The following is a 15,718-nucleotide window of genomic DNA, read 5'->3' on the forward strand; positions in this document are numbered from 1 at the left end:
CTCAGGGTTCCCAGTCGAACAGCTCGTAGGTGCCCGCGATCTCCATCAGCCGCACGAGGCGGTGGTTCGCCCCGCGCAGGACCAGGCGCTTGTTCAGATCCTTGGCCGCGGCGTGGGCGTTGATCAGCATGCCGAGCCCGGTCGTGTCGACCATGCGGGTCCGGTCGAGCTCGACGACCACCGTGTCGCCCGGCGTGGCCGCGATGGTGGCCTGCAGCCGTTCCAGGTGCGACGGCGCAGTGCTCGCGTCGACCTCGCCGGCCAGCGCGTACGCCGCTGGTGCTTGGGTCACTCTGTCCGCCGATCCGTCGTCCCCGGGCGTGTCGTCGTCCATATTTGCCGACACCGCCCGTTCAGGCAACGGTCACGTGGCGCCGGCCGCGTCACGCCCACGCCGCGCGGCCCCTGTCACCCGATCGCGGTACCGAACAGCGACCCGACGGCGTAGGTGAAGGCCAGGCCGAGCGCCCCGCCGACGACGACCCGCAGGACGGCCAGCCGGACCGGCGCCGACCCCAGCCGCGCCGAGATGGTTCCGGCGAGGGCGAGGGCGGCGAGTACGGCAACCACGCAGACGCCGACCCGCCAGTGCGGCGGCGGCAGCAGGATCGCCACGACCGGCAGCACCGCGCCGACGACGAAGGAGATCGCGGACGCGACCGCCGCCTGCATCGGGTTTGCGAGGTGGTCCGGGTCCAACCCCAGCTCGGCGTCCAGGTGCGCCCCCAGCGCGTCGTGTTCGGTGAGCTCGAGCGCGACCTGACGCGCGGTTCCGGGCGACAACCCCTTCGCCTGGTACAGCGCGGCCAGTTCGGCGAGCTCCTCGTCGGGTTCGTCGGCCAGCTCGCGCCGTTCCTTGGCCAACAGCGCCCGCTCGGAGTCGCGCTGACTGCTGACCGACACGTATTCGCCCAGCGACATGGAGACCGCGCCCGCCACCAGTCCGGCGAGCCCCGCGGTGAAGATCGGTCCGGTGGCGGTCGTGGCGCCGGCCACCCCGACGACGATGCCCGCCGTGGACACGATGCCGTCGTTCGCACCGAGCACCCCGGCACGCAGCCAGTTGAGCCGCCCGGCCCGCTCCGAGTCGTGCGGTTCGGCCGGATGGGTGGGTTCGCCCGCAGCCGCCGCGTCGACCTGGGCGCTGGTGGGATCTGCGGTGCTCACCCCTCCAGTGAACCGATCCGCGAGCGCAGGTGCCAGCAAGGGCAGGCTGGCCTGCGCGGCGGCCAGGTGTGCTCAACGCCGGTCGAGGTCCCGGGTTGGGGCGCCGAGCGTGCGGGCAGGGTGTGGGCATGGCTGACTACGTGCTGCAGGTGAACTACGAACAGGGTGTGGATCCGGTACTGGTGACACTGCACGGGGTGAGCCCGGACGAGGCCGAGACCGCGCACCAGGCGCTCGAGACCGAGCTCGAGCACGCCCGGAGCATGAACGCTCCGGTGGTGTTCAGCGGGGCGACCGACGCCGACCCGACGGCTGGCGTGGCCCTCGACCCGGCGCGGGTCACCGGCGTGAACCTCATCGCGCCGCCCGACTGACGAGGCCCGGTCGGATCACGCAGAGGTCGCGCCGGTCAGGACGGCGACTCGTCCTCGGTGTTGCGCTGGGTCTGGGTGTCCGCGTCGGAATGGCCGGTGGACGCGGGTGACGTGTCGGCCCGGTCGTCCGAGGGGGCGTCGTCCGGTGACTGCTTGTTCGGTGACTGCTCGGCCCCATCGGGTGTGGTGTCGTCGATCATGGTGTGCCTTTCGTGATGTTCGGGGGATCAGGTGGTGACAGCAGGCGTCGCTGCACGGCGCGCGGCACGCAGCGGCGCGCCCAGTTCGTGCAGGTAGCTCAGCGCCATCCGGTAGGACGCGAACATGCCGGTCTGGGTGTAGGTGATGTCGTGCGTCGCGCAGTACTCGCGGGTCAGTTGCTGCGCGCGCCTGAGGTGGGCGCGCGGCATGCTCGGGAACAGGTGGTGCTCGATCTGGTAGTTCAGGCCGCCGAACAGCTGATCGGTGAACCACCCGCCGCGCACGTTGCGCGAGGTCAGTACCTGACGGCGTAGGTAGTCGACGGTCTGATCCGCCGGGATGACCGGCATGCCCTTGTGGTTGGGAGCGAACGAACAACCCATGTAAAACCCGAACACGGCCTGGTGCACGGCGATGAACGCCACCGCGTGCAGCGGGGGGAGGAGCGTGAAGCTCGCCCCCAGGTAGGCCGCGAAGTGCACGGTCAGCAGCGTCGCTTCGGTGCGGCCCAGGCGGTGCTTACCGCGGCTGCACAGGTACTGGATGCCCGCCGCGTGCAGTTGGATGCCTTCCAGGAGCAGCAGCGGGAAGAAGAGGAACGCCTGGTTGCGGGTGGTGGCGCGGGCGAGCCAGCCGGTGCGCCCGGCGGCAGCCGCCGCGGTGAAGGCCAGCACGCCCTCGCCGATGTCCGGGTCGTGGTCCTCCTTGTTGGGGTTGGCGTGGTGACGGTTGTGCTTGTCCACCCACCAGCCGATGCTCAGTCCGGACAACAGGTCGCCGGCGAGCAGCCCTGCGACGGTGTTGCCGGACCGTTTCGCGGCGATCTGTTGGTGGCCGCCGTCGTGACCCAGGAAGGCGATCTGGGTCGAGGCGATTCCGAGGAGACCGGCAGCCACCAGCACGAACCACGAGGCCCCGAGCTCGGCGACGAGCACCCAGCAGGCGGCGAAGAAGCCGAGCGTGAGCGCCGTGCGCACGGCGTAACGCCAGGGTGTGCGTTCGAGCAGTCGCGCCGCGCGGATGGCACGGCTGAGCCCGGCGTAGTCGCTGCCGCGGCGGATCTCGCCGACGGGTACGCCCGGCGGCTCGACGGTCGTCGTCATCGCTGAGAAAGACGGTGGAGCACGGTGGACTCACCCAGTGAAGCGCTCGCGCCCGCGGGCCAAACGCCTCGATAACCAGTCACGGAAGGCTGAACGGCTGTAGCCCAACCGCATGGTCACGGTACCCAGAACCGCGCCGCCGATCGCCGCCACGGAGCGCCCGCGTGTACCCGGTCCTGCTCCTGGCGATGGCCCGAATCGTGTGCAAATATGCAAGGGCTGGCACACAGCCTCCTGGTTCGCGATCCCCGCTCGCGCGGGTCGTGCGGGTACACACCCACGCACAGGAAAACCGGACAGACCCGCCTCCCGGGAACGCCATGTCCGCTTCGAGCCACGAGCCCACCGGGGGCAGCGCCGAAGCCCAGCTCTCTGGGTTCGACCGGCGACCGGCTCCGCCCGTGACACCGCAGGTCGATCAGACCAGCATCCGGCTCGTGCCCTCGGTCGAGCCGAGCGTCGTGCTGGGGAGCCTGGTGGCGCAGTGCGTGCCCGACTTCTGCGACGAGTGCTCCGTCGAGTTCGTCGACAGCTCCGCCGACGGTCCGGCCACCCGCCATCGCCTGTCGAACCCACTGCCACCTGCAGGCTCCGGCGGCATCGATCGGGTGTCGCTGCGCGCCGCCGGGCAGACCACCCACGTCGTTCGGGTCCTGCTCACCATCGGTGCGGTCGAGCACGCTGCCGGGACCCGAGATGGCGATGCGTCCCCGACCGGGCTGGCCCTCGAGGGTGAGGCGCTGTTCCTGTGGAACCGGCGCGCCGCCACCCGCGTGGATCGCCTGGCCGCCGAAGCCCTGGTGGCGCGGGCGGTGCAGCTGGTCGGACAGCAGCGCAGCGAGCAGGCCGCGGCGGCCGCCAGTTGTGCGGTCGCCAACCTCACCACCGCCCTGCAGAACAGCCGGCAGATCGGGATGGCCATGGGCATCTTGATGAGCGCGCTGCACCTCACCCAGGACGACGCGTTCGCGGCCCTGCGGATCGCCAGCCAGCGGTCGAACCGCAAGCTGCGCGACGTGGCGTCCGACGTGGTCGAGACCGGCTGGCTCGATCCGGCCCAGCTGCGGAAATAGCGGGCCCATGACCGCCGAACCGATGGACACCGAGTACATCGTCATCCGCGCCGCCGGCGACATCGTGAACGATTCCGGGCCGGCCTCGCACCTCGTCGGGGAATGGCTGGTCCGCTCCGAGCTCGATGACGACACGCGTGTCGAGCTGGACGGCGCCAACGGCGTCGTCAGCGCCTATCCCACCGAACGGACCGAAGAGGCGCCCGGTGGGTTCGCCGGGCAGGTGTACGAGGTCAGGGACGGCGCCGGCGACTGACGACGGTGCGTTCGGCAGCCTCCCCGAGTCGGCTCTCGCCGGCCAGGACCTGCTCGGCCAGCCGTCGCAGGCCCCGGGTCAGGGCGCGCCGGACGACCTTGACCGGGATGCCGAGGTCGGCCGCGACCTGCGGCTGGGTGCGGCCGTGCCAGTACACGAGAACCACGGCGGCGCGTTCGATCGGGTCCAGGTCCTGGACCGCCCGGACGGTGGCGCCGCAGGTGGCGGCGAGGTCGGGCACGGGCCGGTCGGGCGGTGGCAAGGCGTGCTCCGCGTGCGTGTCGACGACCTGGTGCACGAGAGCCGCCGCGGTCCGTGCGCGGCCGAGGTATGTGCAGCGCAGGTGTTCGACTCGGGCTGGTGTCCAACCGATCGCGAACCTACCAGTGGGTGACCGCGGTGATCGTGAAGCCGGCGGGACGGACGCGACGCGGTCGCCGAACCCGGTTACCCTGGAGGCGCTGGAAACCAGCCTCTCGGGGCAGCGCCGTCCACCGATCCGGTCGACGGCCGCCGCGCCCGTATCCAGACCGGTGCCCTACCTCCCGGGTGCGTGATGAGTCCTCGAACCGACGTGTCAGCTGTCGTCCCAGGCGCGTGGGCGCGCCTGTCCGCCCTGCGGTTCGGCCGCTGGAGGTGCCGGGCGTTGCGGTACGCGCCGTTCCTGCGTCGCACCGTGCGCTGCGCTCAGCAACCCGGCCACCGAGGGGTCCACGCCTACCGCTCGTTCGACGAGGTCGTGTCCTGGACCGGCCGGGCCGAGAGTGGTAGCCCGTCGATCCACGGTCAGCCGTCGACGTGACCGAACCCGAACCGTTCGTCGACGGTGCCGGCGACGCCGGTGCCCAGGATGACGCGGGTGCCAGGGACGGCGCCGGGGTCCCGAACGACGCGGGTGTCCTGGATACTCCCGCCGTGACCAGCTTCGACTCCCAGGCCGGGCGCGACCTGCTGTCCGGGGAGGGCCTGACCGCCGCGCAGAGCGACGCCGACGAACAGGACGTGTTCTTCGCGGTGCAGGGCCTCACGACACTGGTGTCACAGGTGGACGATCTCGAGGTCGTGCTGACCCAGATCGCCGAGCTGGCCGCTTCCGCGGCTCCGGGCGCCGACGGCGCCGGGGTCACGCTGATGCAGGCCGGCTCCGCGACGCCCAAGGTCGTGGCGTGGGCGGTCACCGACCCGATCGTTCGCGAGATCGACCGGCTGCAGTACGACATCTGCCACGAGGGACCGTGCCTCACGGCAATGCAGAGCCGCCGCTCCCAGGTCAGCGGGTCGCTCGGCAGCGACGAGCGGTGGCGGCGCTTCGGCGGTCGCGTCGCACGCCTGCAGGTGCACTCGGCGCTGGCTCTGCCGCTGATCGTGCTGGGCGACGTCGTCGGGGCGCTGAACATCTACGCCCGTACCCGTGACGCGTTCACCGCGCATTCCGTGCGTCTGGCCGAGAGATTCGCCCAATCGGCGGCGGTGTCGGTCGGCAACATCCAGCTGCTGCACGCCGCACACACCAGGGCAACCCAGCTGCAGACGGCGCTGAGCAGCCGGGCGCTGATCGATCAGGCCATCGGCATCGTGCGCAGCCGTACCGGCGGCAGCGAGCGCGAGGCGTTCGACCGACTGCGGCAGACGAGTCAGGCCGAGAACGTCAAGCTCTCGGTCGTCGCCGAACGGATCGTCGACGAGGCGGTACGGCGCGCCCACGCGCGGCACAGCCGGCCGGACGGCGGCGGTTAGTCCGGCAGGTCATCGGCTGAGGCGAGACGGGCCAGCGCGTCCACGAGCGCCGGCCGCGTCGCGCGTTCCGACAGCAATTCGCGGGCGATGTCGGTCAGGTGCCGGCCCGACTCGCGCGCGTAGCGCCGGAGCAGCTGGAACGCCTCGCCCACGGTGACGTCGAGCCGTTCCCGCAGGAACCCCTTGGCCTGCTCGACCACCGTGCGGCTGGCCAGGACACTGCGCAGGTGCGGGAACACGACGTCGGGGGTCGGGGCGTGCTCCTGGACGATGGCCACGCTGGCGACGTGGGCGAGGGTCCGGCCGACCAGCAGGTCGGCGTCGTTCAGTCCGCCAGAGCGTGTGCCGAACAGACCGAGGGCCCCGAACACGCTGCCGGCCGCTCGCATGGGGAGCGCGTGCACCGACGCGAACCCGGCCTCGCGCGCCGCCGGCACGAACTGCGGCCACCGTCCGTCTGCGTCACCGAGGTCGGCGATCGACACCGGGCGACCGCTGAGGTAACAGTCCAGGCACGGCCCCTCGTCGGCCTGCAGCTGGAACAACTCGAGCTCCTCGGTGCGCTCGGACGTCGCCGCCATGACATGCAGCTGCCGGCGCGAATCGGCGAGGAGCAACCCGGCCGAGGCCACGTCGAGCAGCGTCGCGCAGCGTTCGGTGAGGTCGGTGAGCAGTTCGACGACGTCGAAGTCGTCGAGCAGGCTGTCGACCAGCGTCACCACCGCTTCGAGCACCTGGGCTTCCCGAGCGTCATCGTTCACCGCTGACTCCTTGCGTGCGGATCGGTCGACCTGACTGCGGCCCGGAGCGCGGTCACCCCGGGTCCAGCCGTAGCCGTCGTTCGAGGATGTCCCGCGCCACCTGGGTCGCTGAACGGTTGGTCGCATACGCGTGGGCACGCAGTCGCACCAGCGCCTCCGCCGGGTCGACGTCGAGCTGCGCCACCAGCATCCCGGTGGCCTGGCTGACTTCGGTGCGGGTGACCGCGTTCAGCTCGGCCCAGCCGGGCCCGTTGACGTCCGCCGGCAGGGCCATCAGGTTGTTCCCGAGCAGATCCAGCATCGGGAGCTCGGCGAGCTCCGCCGCGACCATCGCCCCGGACAGTTCGTCGCCGGTGAGCATGTTGACGTCGTCGCGGAACAGGTCGAGCGCGCCGACGTACTCCCCGGCCACCAGCACGGGGACGGCGAAGACGCCGCACACGCCGTAGGCCAGCAGCGCGGGGCCGTAGGCGGGCCAGCGGCCCGTGTCGACGTCGGCGGCCAGATCGACGACCATCACCGGGGCCCGGTCGGAGACCGACTCCAGGCACGGTCCTTCCCCGACGGTGAACTGCAACTCGTCGTAGAGCCGGGCCGCGTCGCCGCTCGCGCCCAGCGTGCCGGTGTTGGCGCCGTCGAAGACCAGGGAGATGGCCGCCGCGTCCACGGACAGCAGCTCGACGCACACCTCGCACAGGCGGTCGGCGGCGGCCACGCCGCGCAGCGCGCCCACCGCGGACGCGAAGGAGTCCTGAATGGTCACCCGGAGCACGGACCGATGGACGCGGTGCCGACGACGAGATGAACGGAGTGGGCTCGGCACGACACAGCCGTAGTGTGCCCGGTTCCGGTCTGGTTGTGCAGCAGCCCGGGCGAGATCACCGCAGAACACGTCGATTGGCTCGGCCGTATTCGGGCAGCCGTCCTCGCGCGGGCCGGCCGGCTCAGGTGCCGTTGCGGACGCAGAACGCAGCGTTCGACGCCGCCATCCCGTTGCGCAGTTGGGCCTGCAGCGTCGTCGACACCGCGGCCTGCCGCACCGTGTAACGCTCGGCGGCCCCGTTGAGCGCGAGGATGCGCGGCGTCGTCCCGACGGCGGCCACGGCCCAGACACCCACGGGTGAACCCGGCAGCCGCGTCAAGGCGGCACCGACGACGGTCGTCGGCCAGCCGGAGGAGTCCTGGTCGGCCTGGGTGGTGGCCAGCGATCGGGCCGGCCCCAGCGCGCGGGCACTGCCGGTCAGGTGAGCGAGCACCTCGGCGACGACCCCGGCGCTTGCCGCGGAACACGGCACCGGCGGCACGGACGCCGTCGACGGGGAGGACCCCGGGATCGCGGCGCCGCCGGGGTCGGCCGCCGCTTCCTGCGACTCGGACCGGGGAACCGACGTGCCGTTGGTGGCCTGGCCGTTGTCGATGTGCGGCCCGTTGCCGTTGCTGGTGCACCCCGACAGCACCGCCACCGCGACGACCGAGGTGGCGGTCACAACGAGGCCGCGCGAGGTGAAGAGAGTCATGGGAGATGCCAACCGGTGGGCAGGGGCGGCATCGGATTGGGCCGTCGCGAAGATCATGGTGCGCAGGCGAGGTACCCAGGCCGTAGACAGGATTACCGAACTGCGATCCGGGCGACGAGCGCGTGGTGGTCCGATCCGGGCAGCGCCAAGGTCGTGGCCTCGGCCGCGGACCCGCCACGGCTGAGGATGTGGTCGATGGCGATGAGCGGGGGATACCAGCGGTCGGTGGGGTACGTCGCGTCGTAGCCCGCGCCCGCGTGCTCGGCCGCATCGGCGTACCCCGTGCCGAGCAGGCCGCGCACCGGTTGGTTGTCCAAGGTCGCGTTGAGGTCACCGGCGACGATGACCGGATCGGTGCCGGCTGCGGCCGTCTTCAGGATCGTGCGCAGTCGCCGCATCTCGGAGCGCCATTCGCCGGCCGGGTAGGGATAGGGCGGCAGCAGGTGAGCGGCCAGGAACGTGAGCCGGTGGGTGCGGTCCAGGCGGATGGTTGCGGACAGCACGCCGAGCCGGAAGCCCCGGTAGTTGTGGTCCGGCGTCAACGGGTAGCGACTCCAGACAGCGAGCCCACCGCCGCCGCCCGCCAGTGCCGCGTCGAACCGGTAGGGCAGCAGCGTGGTCAACCCGTCGGCGATCAGCCGGTCGCGCTCGGTCGGGGTCAGTTCCTCGGTGGCCAGCACGTCGACCTTCCGTGCGGCGACCGTGCGCACCAGGTCTGCTGGGTTCGCCGAGCCGACGCGGAGGTTCGCCTGTAGCACCGTCACCGTCCGGCCGTGCGGCGACGTCGCGGCGCCGACGTAGACAGGGAGCTGTCCGGCGACACTCACGGCGACGACCACGACAGCCCCGGCCGCGGCGTACCAGCGACGGGCCAGCAGGAACAGCAGCGCGGCCACCGGTCCCGCCCAGAGCAGCTGGTGTGCGATCGCGGCGGCGATGATCAGTGGTTGCCAGCCACCGGTGTAGAGCCGGACGAGCAGCGCCGCGCCCGCCACGCAGAAGGCGGCCGCACCGACGAGGGTAAGGACGACGGAGCTTGCGCCGTCGCTCGCACGACGCAGACGCGGCCTCATCACCGACGCATCATGGCGAACGCCGGCTGAGCGTCAGCCCGGTGCGATGGACCTTGACATGGTCCAGGCCGAGAACCCGGGTTGCCGCAGCCCAGCGACGCAGCGACCGCTTCGGCGGACCTACCTGACCCGCAGGCCGTTCGGGCGCGAACCGGGTCCGTGGGTTTCGTCGGCAACGGTGTCGTGCGGGACGGGGAGGCTCCGGATGCTGAACCGTGGCAGCAGCGTGTGCAGCAGCACGCCGATCGTGACGGCGTATGCGAGGGTGCCCCAGCCGACGTCCCCGTCGAGCAGCCATCCCACCAGGAGCACCGCGACCTCGATCGTCGTCCGCACGACCCGCACCGGGTGGCCCCGCGCCGCGAGCCCGGTCATGAGGCCGTCGCGCGGGCCCGGGCCGAGGGCCGCGCCGACGTACAGCGCGGTGGCGACGGCGTTGAGGGCGATACCGGCGGCGAGGACGGCGATGCGGGTGCCGAACGCGGTCGGTGTGGGGAGGGCCCACAGTGTCAGGTTGATCGCTGTTCCGACCAGCACCACGTTGCACAGGGTGCCGATCCCTGGACGTTGTCTGAGCGGGATCCACAGCAGCAGCACGACCGCGCCGTTGATCATCGACCACGTCCCGACACTGCCGCCGACGGTCCTGGCGAGGCCCTGGTCAAGCACGCCCCACGGGGCGAGCCCGAGGCCTGCCAGCAGCATCAGCGCCATGCTCACGCCGTAGAGCGCGAGGCCCACGACCAGCGCGATGGCCCGGATCGCCCGCCGGTCCCGGGGGATCGGCAACAGCACGGACAAGGGGGACGAGGCCATGCGAGCAGCGTGGCATCATTGGCCTCCTCGCTCCAAGGCCAATATGGAGAAGGTGGCATCGTGGATCGCCGACAGCTCGCGGAGGCTCTGCGGCCGGTCGTGTCCGGCGGTGGCACCGCCTACCTGGCCCTGGCCGACGCCCTGCGGGGTCTGGTGCTCGACGGCCGGCTGCTGGTCGGCGACACCCTGCCGGCCGAGCGGGTGCTCGCGGGCGATCTTGGCGCCAGCCGGACGACCGTCACCACCGCTCTGGACCTGCTGCGTGGTGAGGGACTGGTGGTGAGCCGGCAGGGCAGCGGCACCGTCGTCGCCGCCGCCCCGGATCGCGTCGACCGGCCCGACGAGGTGGACGCGCATCTCGCCACCCTGGGCCCGCACGGCGCCATCCGTGAGGACGACATCGATCTGACCATCGCTGCCCCGAGCGCGCCGTCGGCGCTCGGCCCGCTCGCGCAGGCGGCCGCGGCCCGGCTGCCTGCCCACCTCGCCGGCCACGGCCTGCACCCGCTGGGGTTGCGTGACCTGCGGCAGGCCATCGCGGGGCGTTACGAGCAGCGTGGCGTACCGACCACCGCCGACCAGATCGTCGTCACGCAGGGTGCGCTGCACGGTTGGGACCTGATGCTGCGGGCGTACGCGAAACCGGGCGACCCCGTCGGGCTCGAGGTCCCGACCTACGCGGGCTGCGCCGACGCCGCGCGGGCCCATCACGTCCGGTTGACGCCGGTCGGGGTGGACGGCTGGGGGTGGTCGCTGCCGCGGCGGACCACCCACCCGGTGATCGCCGTCGTCACCCCGGACCACCAGAACCCCACCGGCGCGCACGCCTCGGACGCCCAGCGGCGCCGTCTGGTGCGGATGCTCCCGCACACCCGACTGGTGGCCGACGAGACGTTCTCCGAGCTCGACCTCGACGACGACCTCACGCCCCGCCGCCCGTTGGCGGCCTTCGGCAAGGACGTCGTCAGTGTCGGGTCGCTGTCGAAGCTGGTCTGGGGCGGCCTGCGGCTGGGGTGGGTCCGGGCCGACGAGGACGTCGTCGCCCGGCTCGGGTTGACCCGATCCGCCGCCGACATCGCGGCGCCGGTGCTCGACCAGCTGCTGGGTATCGAGGTCCTCGCTCACCTCGACGCCATCCGGGCCGAGCGGGTCACGCAACTCCGTGCCCGACGTGACCACCTCCTGGGCCTGGTCGAGGCCGCCGGCTGGAGTGCCGTACGGCCACGCGGGGGCATGGTGCTGTGGGTCGACCTCGGCGACGGCGCGTCGAGCACCCGGCTCGCGGCTGCCGCGCGCGCCTACGGTGTCCGCGTGGTGCCGGGCCCCCGGTTCGCCGTCGCCGGCACCCATGACCGCTACCTGCGGTTGCCGTTCGCGAAGGCCGAGCCGGTGCTGACCGCAGCGCTCGACCGGTTGCGCCGCGCCGCCGCGGACCCGCAGCAACCCACCGCCGACCCGCCGCGGTGGACCGCCTGACCGCTCTCGGGCCGGGCCATGAGGTCCCTGCTCGGCGCGGTTCAGGTGATGCCGAGATCGCCGCTCGTCGCGAGGTCGTCGGCCACGTCGCGCAGCTTGCGGTTGCGTTGTTGGGAGGCCATGACGAGCAGGGTGAACGCCTCGTCGGAGCTGATCTTGAACCGTTCCATGAGGATGCCTTTGCCCTGACCGATGATGTCTCGCGAGTCCAGGGCTGTGCGGAGGTTGTTCTCGACGTCACGGCCCTTCATGGCGACCGCGGCGTGCGCCGCGAACGCCATGGCGGTGTACTCGGACGCGGTCGTGAACGCGTCCGGCTGCCCGGAGTACAGATTCAGCGCCCCGAGGTTGTCACCGTCGACGAACAACTGCACCGACAGCATCGAACGCACACCCTCGTCCACGGCGGCGCCGGCGAACCGCGGCCAGCGGCTCTCCGCGCGCAGGTCGTCGGTTCGGATCGTCACCTGCTCACGCAACGCGTTGAGGCAGGGACCTTCCCCGACGTCGTTCTGCCGTTGATCCAAACGGCGAACCGTTGCGCTCGACGGCGCCACAGCCCGCACCTTGTGCCCCTCGATCATGCTGATGCCACCCTGTTCGGCGCCGTCGACCTCCTCGACGGTCGCCGCCACGATGTGCTGCAGCAACCTGGCCGGATCCGACTCGGCTCGCAGCTCGCGGGCCAGCTCGCTGAGATGCCTGACGACACTCAGGGCAGGGGCCTGGCCAGTGCTGTCACGAGCGTGCAGGACGACACGGGGTTCGTCGGGATTGTCGGCGGGCATACAGGCCGGCCCTTCTCGGTGGGTCGGCTCCGACCCCTGGTGGGTACAACGATCGGAGCCTCGGCCTGGGCTGTCCTAGGACCAACCTGCGACCGTGCCCTGGTCCTACCCGCCGCGCAGCGAACTAGCCCACCCGAGCCGCGGGGTCGCAGGGTCAGGTCAGGACCGGGCGCGCGCCCGGCCGGCGAAGTAGGCGGCCACCAAGAACAGCACGGTGAGGATGAACAGCCAGAACGCGCCCTTGATGATGGCGCCGAGCACGCCGGTCACGATGGCCAGGACGATGAGTGCGATCAGCAGGAGCATGGGCCGAGCATGCCGGTTGAGGCGCAGTAAGGGTGCGCGACAGGCTGCGCCGAGCCACGAGGACCAGAACCCGGGAACCGCACACCGAGCGACGCGAAGCGGGTCGGTGCGGTGGGGGCAGCTGGCGACGAACGAGTGGAGGCCCCGGAATCCGGGGCCTCCAGCGTCGATCGGGTCTAGATGTTGTAGTACAGGTCGCACTATCCGGGGGTCGCTGGGGACCGTCGATAATCATTGAAGGCCAACAAATACGGGGGGTACAGCATTGAAGAGCGCCTGCCAGTCATGACCTCTAACGAAATTCTTGCGGACTTTTTGCGGACTGAAGAAGATCAACTAAAGCGTAACGGCTGACAGCCCGTGAGGGGGTGGCCTGCAGTGGTTCCGCGCTCTGTATCGCGTATTCTGTGCGGATCAGTCACGGCGGCGCGGCGTCGATATGCGCGCCGATGCAGCCCGTCGTTTGGCTGCCGGACTTGAGCTTGCGGCCACTGAACAACACCGGTTCAAGGGGCGCGGTTAGCTGCTAGCCGGTGTCGCCGGCGGCTCCGCGCTCGGGTGTTGCGCTGCTGGACGGGTACGCACCGTGTGTTTGACCTCGCAGCCGTCATCTGCGCCTCGTTCGACCTCCGCTCCGGCGAGCAGGGCGTCGGTTTCAGGATCGGTGTCGCAGGGGGTCATGGCGTCCTCTCGAGACGACTAAGGGGAGCGGTGACCGGAACGATCGAACGGTCAGCTCGCCCGGTTCATCTCTGCAGGAGGTCTGGGTCGAGCCAGCCGGTCTCGACCACGTCGGTGGCGACATCCCGCAGCTTGCGGTTGGCCCGCTGGCTGGCGAGGCGCAGTGCCTCGAAAGCTTCGTCCTGGGTGATCTGCAGCAGGCTCATAAGAATGCCCATGGCCATCCCGATCTGTCGGCTGCTCTTCAAAGCCGCAGTCAGGTTGACGACCGCGGAGCTGGCTGACGCAGCGGCCTGCTCGCTGCGCTGCTGCTCGACGAGCTGCACCGCCTGACCTACCAACGCCTCGGCAGCTACCCGGTCGACGCGGGTAGCCGGCCGCCGATTCCATACGAACACCACTTCACCCTGAACGACAGGGGCGGCCGAAGCCGCCGTGTCGCTGGTGATCTCGGCGTTACGTGTGGCTGCGATGAACGCGAAGCCAACCCGAACTACATGGGCGGACTGAGCGGCCGCGCGCGCCGTCACCCGGTCGACGCCGCCCGAGCCAGCTGCAAGCGGCGGCAAGGACAGGTGAAAACGCGCAGCCGCCCCGGCCGCGTCGCTGTCGACAAGACTCACCGAGCATTCGTCACAGAAGCCGGGCACAGTTGACGCGGCCAAGCTGGTGAACACCACGCGCGGCTCGGCTGAGGTGACCAGCCGGATATCAAGTCGATGAGCGACATGCGACGGGGCATCCCTGATCGGGGTTGGTGCGGAACCGGACAGCTCGTATTCGGACGGGCCGTTCACCGGCTCGTGCAGGGGGGTGGACATGGCGGTTCCCGAAAGAACAGAATGACCAAAGGCTCCTGCTGCTTGGGTGTTTACCCGCACGACCCGCGTACGCGGGGGCCGTGGATCAGGAGGCTGTGTGCCAGCCCTTGGATGGTTACACAGAGATGGGGCCGATGCGAGGTCCACGTTGAACTGGTCGTGAAATAGGAAAGACCGGCAGCGCGGGACTGCGAGGGGTCAGGGCCCAAGATGGGCAGGCTGACCCCGGGGCGTCCCCTGCGCTACCCCCGAGAGAGCGGGTGATGCCCCCGGTCAGGCGTCCGGGCGCGGGGGTGGTGGCGCCCGACAGGGCGGCCTGGGCGTTGTCGAGGCTGCCGCGTACCGCGCCGAACGATCCGAGCATGGCGTCCACCGCATCCTGCAGGGCGCCGATCGCGGCAGCGGGGTTTCCAGCAAACGGACCGGATAGGACTTCGAGAACGTCCTCCTCCTGCAGCCGCACGGCCGTCGCGCGTAACCGGGTTACCGCGTCGGGGACGTGGTCGAGCGTGCGAGTCATCGCGCTCAGCGTGCGGTCTCGTAAGTCTTCGATCAGGTCCGCTGCGGCGTCGGCTATCCGATCGTCGTCTGCGTCTCTACCGACGGGCAGGAAGCGCATGCCGTCATAGTGCCCATTGTGTTCCGGCCGCTGACGATTGACCCCGTAGGCCAGGGAACACCAGGCGCCCGTCTTCGGTGTCTGACTCGACAAACGCACCGGTTGAGAGCACCAAGCTTGGGTTGAACCGGTGTCGTCCGGTTGAGACGGCTGCATTTCGGGCACCTGGCAATGGGTAGTTGCGCAGTAGGCAGCCCATGGAGGCTGCGACGCGCTGTGTTCGATCAAGGCGACGTGCCCTAGCGGGAGGGCCGTTCATGCACTCCCCGCGGGGGGATGGGCGGCCGTCCCGCACCCACGCGCATTTGTCAGCTCCCGGCGGAGGCATCAGGCTCAAGGGTCGGGAGAGTTGTCGACGCCGGATCAAGCTTCCTCTGCGAAACCTCGAACGGAGTGTTACGTTCGACCTTGGTTAGGACTTAGCCGAGTCCAGGGCAGGACGCCGATCGTTCGAGCGGTAGTTCTGTGAGCAGCAGCTCGACACTGGACGTCGCACAGTGGCCCGTGAGCCGCGATCACCATCCGCCGCCCCTCGTACTTCTTGAGAAAATCTCGCGAGGCTGCGCGGGTTCGATTGTCGAGCCGGTCGCCCCACGGACGCATGACATCGGCCCGGGCGTTGCACATGGACGCTGCCGCGGTGACGCGGCTGCCGTGGGTGGCTCTATGACCGCGCAGCGCGAATCTCAATCCCTCGAACGACCTCGGGTGCCGGGCCACGACCCGACACGTCCCACGCCCGGCACATCGCTACACCCGTACCAGCCGGGCAGCTCCGAGCAGCTCGAATGGCGTGACGAGACTCTGAACGCGTTGTCCGATCTGGAGACGGTGGATCGGCGGGCGCTGGACCTCATTTACCGACGCGGCTGGACCCAGACTCAGGTGGCAGCCGAACTCAACGTTGCAGAAATAGTTGCTCGTCAATGCATTGGGCGTGGCATGCGTC

General features: G+C 70.5%; 18 protein-coding genes. 5 read left to right on the top strand and 13 right to left on the bottom strand.

Annotated features, from left to right (window positions below; translation table 11 throughout):
- Window position 1 precedes the first annotated feature (1 nt).
- Together ACFFCA_RS07830 and ACFFCA_RS07835 are read right to left on the bottom strand one after the other, a co-directional pair.
- A complete protein-coding gene (locus ACFFCA_RS07830; RefSeq protein ID WP_375483483.1) occupies window positions 2-292 on the bottom strand; it encodes an STAS domain-containing protein in 291 nt (96 codons plus the stop codon).
- A gap of 116 nt (window positions 293-408) precedes the next feature.
- On the bottom strand, window positions 409-1,167 hold the full coding sequence (locus ACFFCA_RS07835; protein ID WP_375483485.1) for a VIT family protein: 759 nt from the start codon (window positions 1,165-1,167) through the stop codon (window positions 409-411).
- 128 nt (window positions 1,168-1,295) lie between these two features.
- Here ACFFCA_RS07835 and ACFFCA_RS07840 point away from each other — a divergent pair, with 128 nt between their 5' ends.
- Window positions 1,296-1,541, top strand: coding sequence for a hypothetical protein (locus ACFFCA_RS07840; protein ID WP_375483486.1), 246 nt, complete (start codon window positions 1,296-1,298; stop codon window positions 1,539-1,541).
- Window positions 1,542-1,576: 35 nt separating this feature from the next.
- Here ACFFCA_RS07840 and ACFFCA_RS07845 read toward each other — a convergent pair whose 3' ends face one another.
- Window positions 1,577-1,741 (bottom strand): hypothetical protein, encoded by a 165-nt coding sequence (locus ACFFCA_RS07845; RefSeq protein WP_375483488.1) that lies wholly within the window; start codon window positions 1,739-1,741, stop codon window positions 1,577-1,579.
- Between the two features lie 27 nt (window positions 1,742-1,768).
- Window positions 1,769-2,845 carry a fatty acid desaturase family protein gene (locus ACFFCA_RS07850; RefSeq protein WP_375483490.1) on the bottom strand — a complete coding sequence of 359 codons (1,077 nt, stop codon included), beginning with the start codon at window positions 2,843-2,845 and terminating at the stop codon, window positions 1,769-1,771.
- A gap of 437 nt (window positions 2,846-3,282) precedes the next feature.
- On the opposite strand from ACFFCA_RS07850, the gene ACFFCA_RS07855 reads away from it, so the two are divergent.
- Window positions 3,283-3,918: an ANTAR domain-containing protein gene (locus tag ACFFCA_RS07855; RefSeq protein WP_375483492.1), complete on the top strand. Its 636-nt coding sequence runs from the start codon at window positions 3,283-3,285 to the stop codon at window positions 3,916-3,918.
- 7 nt (window positions 3,919-3,925) lie between these two features.
- Window positions 3,926-4,174, top strand: a complete 249-nt coding sequence (locus ACFFCA_RS07860; protein ID WP_375483494.1) for a hypothetical protein — start codon at window positions 3,926-3,928, stop codon at window positions 4,172-4,174.
- On the opposite strand, the gene ACFFCA_RS07865 is transcribed toward ACFFCA_RS07860, so the two are convergent.
- Entirely contained in the window at window positions 4,152-4,436 is a 285-nt protein-coding gene (locus ACFFCA_RS07865) for an RNA polymerase sigma factor (RefSeq protein ID WP_375483496.1), read from the bottom strand. The genes ACFFCA_RS07860 and ACFFCA_RS07865 overlap by 23 nt on opposite strands.
- 536 nt (window positions 4,437-4,972) lie before the next feature.
- Between ACFFCA_RS07865 and ACFFCA_RS07870 the strand changes: the two genes are divergently transcribed.
- A complete protein-coding gene (locus tag ACFFCA_RS07870; protein ID WP_375483498.1) occupies window positions 4,973-5,911 on the top strand; it encodes a GAF and ANTAR domain-containing protein in 939 nt (312 codons plus the stop codon).
- On the opposite strand, the gene ACFFCA_RS07875 is transcribed toward ACFFCA_RS07870, so the two are convergent.
- From ACFFCA_RS07875 to ACFFCA_RS07895, 5 genes are all read right to left on the bottom strand, one after another.
- The gene (locus ACFFCA_RS07875) at window positions 5,908-6,672 is read right to left on the bottom strand and encodes a GAF and ANTAR domain-containing protein (protein ID WP_375483500.1); all 765 of its coding nucleotides are present in this window, start codon (window positions 6,670-6,672) and stop codon (window positions 5,908-5,910) included. The genes ACFFCA_RS07870 and ACFFCA_RS07875 overlap by 4 nt on opposite strands.
- A gap of 52 nt (window positions 6,673-6,724) precedes the next feature.
- A complete protein-coding gene (locus tag ACFFCA_RS07880; protein ID WP_375483502.1) occupies window positions 6,725-7,435 on the bottom strand; it encodes a GAF and ANTAR domain-containing protein in 711 nt (236 codons plus the stop codon).
- Window positions 7,436-7,616: 181 nt separating this feature from the next.
- Complete coding sequence (locus tag ACFFCA_RS07885; RefSeq protein ID WP_375483504.1) at window positions 7,617-8,189, bottom strand: hypothetical protein; 573 nt, start codon at window positions 8,187-8,189, stop codon at window positions 7,617-7,619.
- Window positions 8,190-8,281: 92 nt separating this feature from the next.
- Complete coding sequence (locus ACFFCA_RS07890; RefSeq protein WP_375483562.1) at window positions 8,282-9,262, bottom strand: endonuclease/exonuclease/phosphatase family protein; 981 nt, start codon at window positions 9,260-9,262, stop codon at window positions 8,282-8,284.
- A gap of 120 nt (window positions 9,263-9,382) precedes the next feature.
- Window positions 9,383-10,078 (bottom strand): YitT family protein, encoded by a 696-nt coding sequence (locus tag ACFFCA_RS07895; protein WP_375483505.1) that lies wholly within the window; start codon window positions 10,076-10,078, stop codon window positions 9,383-9,385.
- A gap of 60 nt (window positions 10,079-10,138) precedes the next feature.
- Here ACFFCA_RS07895 and ACFFCA_RS07900 point away from each other — a divergent pair, with 60 nt between their 5' ends.
- Window positions 10,139-11,554 carry a PLP-dependent aminotransferase family protein gene (locus tag ACFFCA_RS07900; protein ID WP_375483507.1) on the top strand — a complete coding sequence of 472 codons (1,416 nt, stop codon included), beginning with the start codon at window positions 10,139-10,141 and terminating at the stop codon, window positions 11,552-11,554.
- Between the two features lie 41 nt (window positions 11,555-11,595).
- On the opposite strand, the gene ACFFCA_RS07905 is transcribed toward ACFFCA_RS07900, so the two are convergent.
- The 3 genes from ACFFCA_RS07905 to ACFFCA_RS07915 form a co-directional block, all read right to left on the bottom strand.
- Window positions 11,596-12,342, bottom strand: coding sequence for a GAF and ANTAR domain-containing protein (locus ACFFCA_RS07905; RefSeq protein ID WP_375483509.1), 747 nt, complete (start codon window positions 12,340-12,342; stop codon window positions 11,596-11,598).
- A 159-nt stretch (window positions 12,343-12,501) separates the two neighbouring features.
- Window positions 12,502-12,648 carry a hypothetical protein gene (locus tag ACFFCA_RS07910; protein ID WP_375483511.1) on the bottom strand — a complete coding sequence of 49 codons (147 nt, stop codon included), beginning with the start codon at window positions 12,646-12,648 and terminating at the stop codon, window positions 12,502-12,504.
- A gap of 746 nt (window positions 12,649-13,394) precedes the next feature.
- On the bottom strand, window positions 13,395-14,150 hold the full coding sequence (locus tag ACFFCA_RS07915) for an ANTAR domain-containing protein (protein WP_375483513.1): 756 nt from the start codon (window positions 14,148-14,150) through the stop codon (window positions 13,395-13,397).
- Window positions 14,151-15,718: the final 1,568 nt, after the last annotated feature.

Source organism: uncultured Jatrophihabitans sp. (assembly GCF_964252635.1).
Classification (GTDB): Bacteria; Actinomycetota; Actinomycetes; order Mycobacteriales; family Jatrophihabitantaceae; genus Jatrophihabitans.

What these genes read in the sequence shown, in the direction of transcription:
- ACFFCA_RS07850 (WP_375483490.1), bottom strand. Translation starts at nt 2,845, where the DNA reads ATGACGACGACCGTCGAGCCGCCGGGCGTACCCGTCGGCGAGATCCGC.
- ACFFCA_RS07885 (WP_375483504.1), bottom strand. Translation starts at nt 8,189, where the DNA reads ATGACTCTCTTCACCTCGCGCGGCCTCGTTGTGACCGCCACCTCGGTC.
- ACFFCA_RS07890 (WP_375483562.1), bottom strand. Translation starts at nt 9,262, where the DNA reads ATGAGGCCGCGTCTGCGTCGTGCGAGCGACGGCGCAAGCTCCGTCGTC.
- ACFFCA_RS07905 (WP_375483509.1), bottom strand. Translation starts at nt 12,342, where the DNA reads ATGCCCGCCGACAATCCCGACGAACCCCGTGTCGTCCTGCACGCTCGT.
- ACFFCA_RS07910 (WP_375483511.1), bottom strand. Translation starts at nt 12,648, where the DNA reads ATGCTCCTGCTGATCGCACTCATCGTCCTGGCCATCGTGACCGGCGTG.
- ACFFCA_RS07840 (WP_375483486.1), top strand. Translation starts at nt 1,296, where the DNA reads ATGGCTGACTACGTGCTGCAGGTGAACTACGAACAGGGTGTGGATCCG.
- ACFFCA_RS07860 (WP_375483494.1), top strand. Translation starts at nt 3,926, where the DNA reads ATGACCGCCGAACCGATGGACACCGAGTACATCGTCATCCGCGCCGCC.
- ACFFCA_RS07845 (WP_375483488.1), bottom strand. Translation starts at nt 1,741, where the DNA reads ATGATCGACGACACCACACCCGATGGGGCCGAGCAGTCACCGAACAAG.
- ACFFCA_RS07915 (WP_375483513.1), bottom strand. Translation starts at nt 14,150, where the DNA reads ATGTCCACCCCCCTGCACGAGCCGGTGAACGGCCCGTCCGAATACGAG.
- ACFFCA_RS07895 (WP_375483505.1), bottom strand. Translation starts at nt 10,078, where the DNA reads ATGGCCTCGTCCCCCTTGTCCGTGCTGTTGCCGATCCCCCGGGACCGG.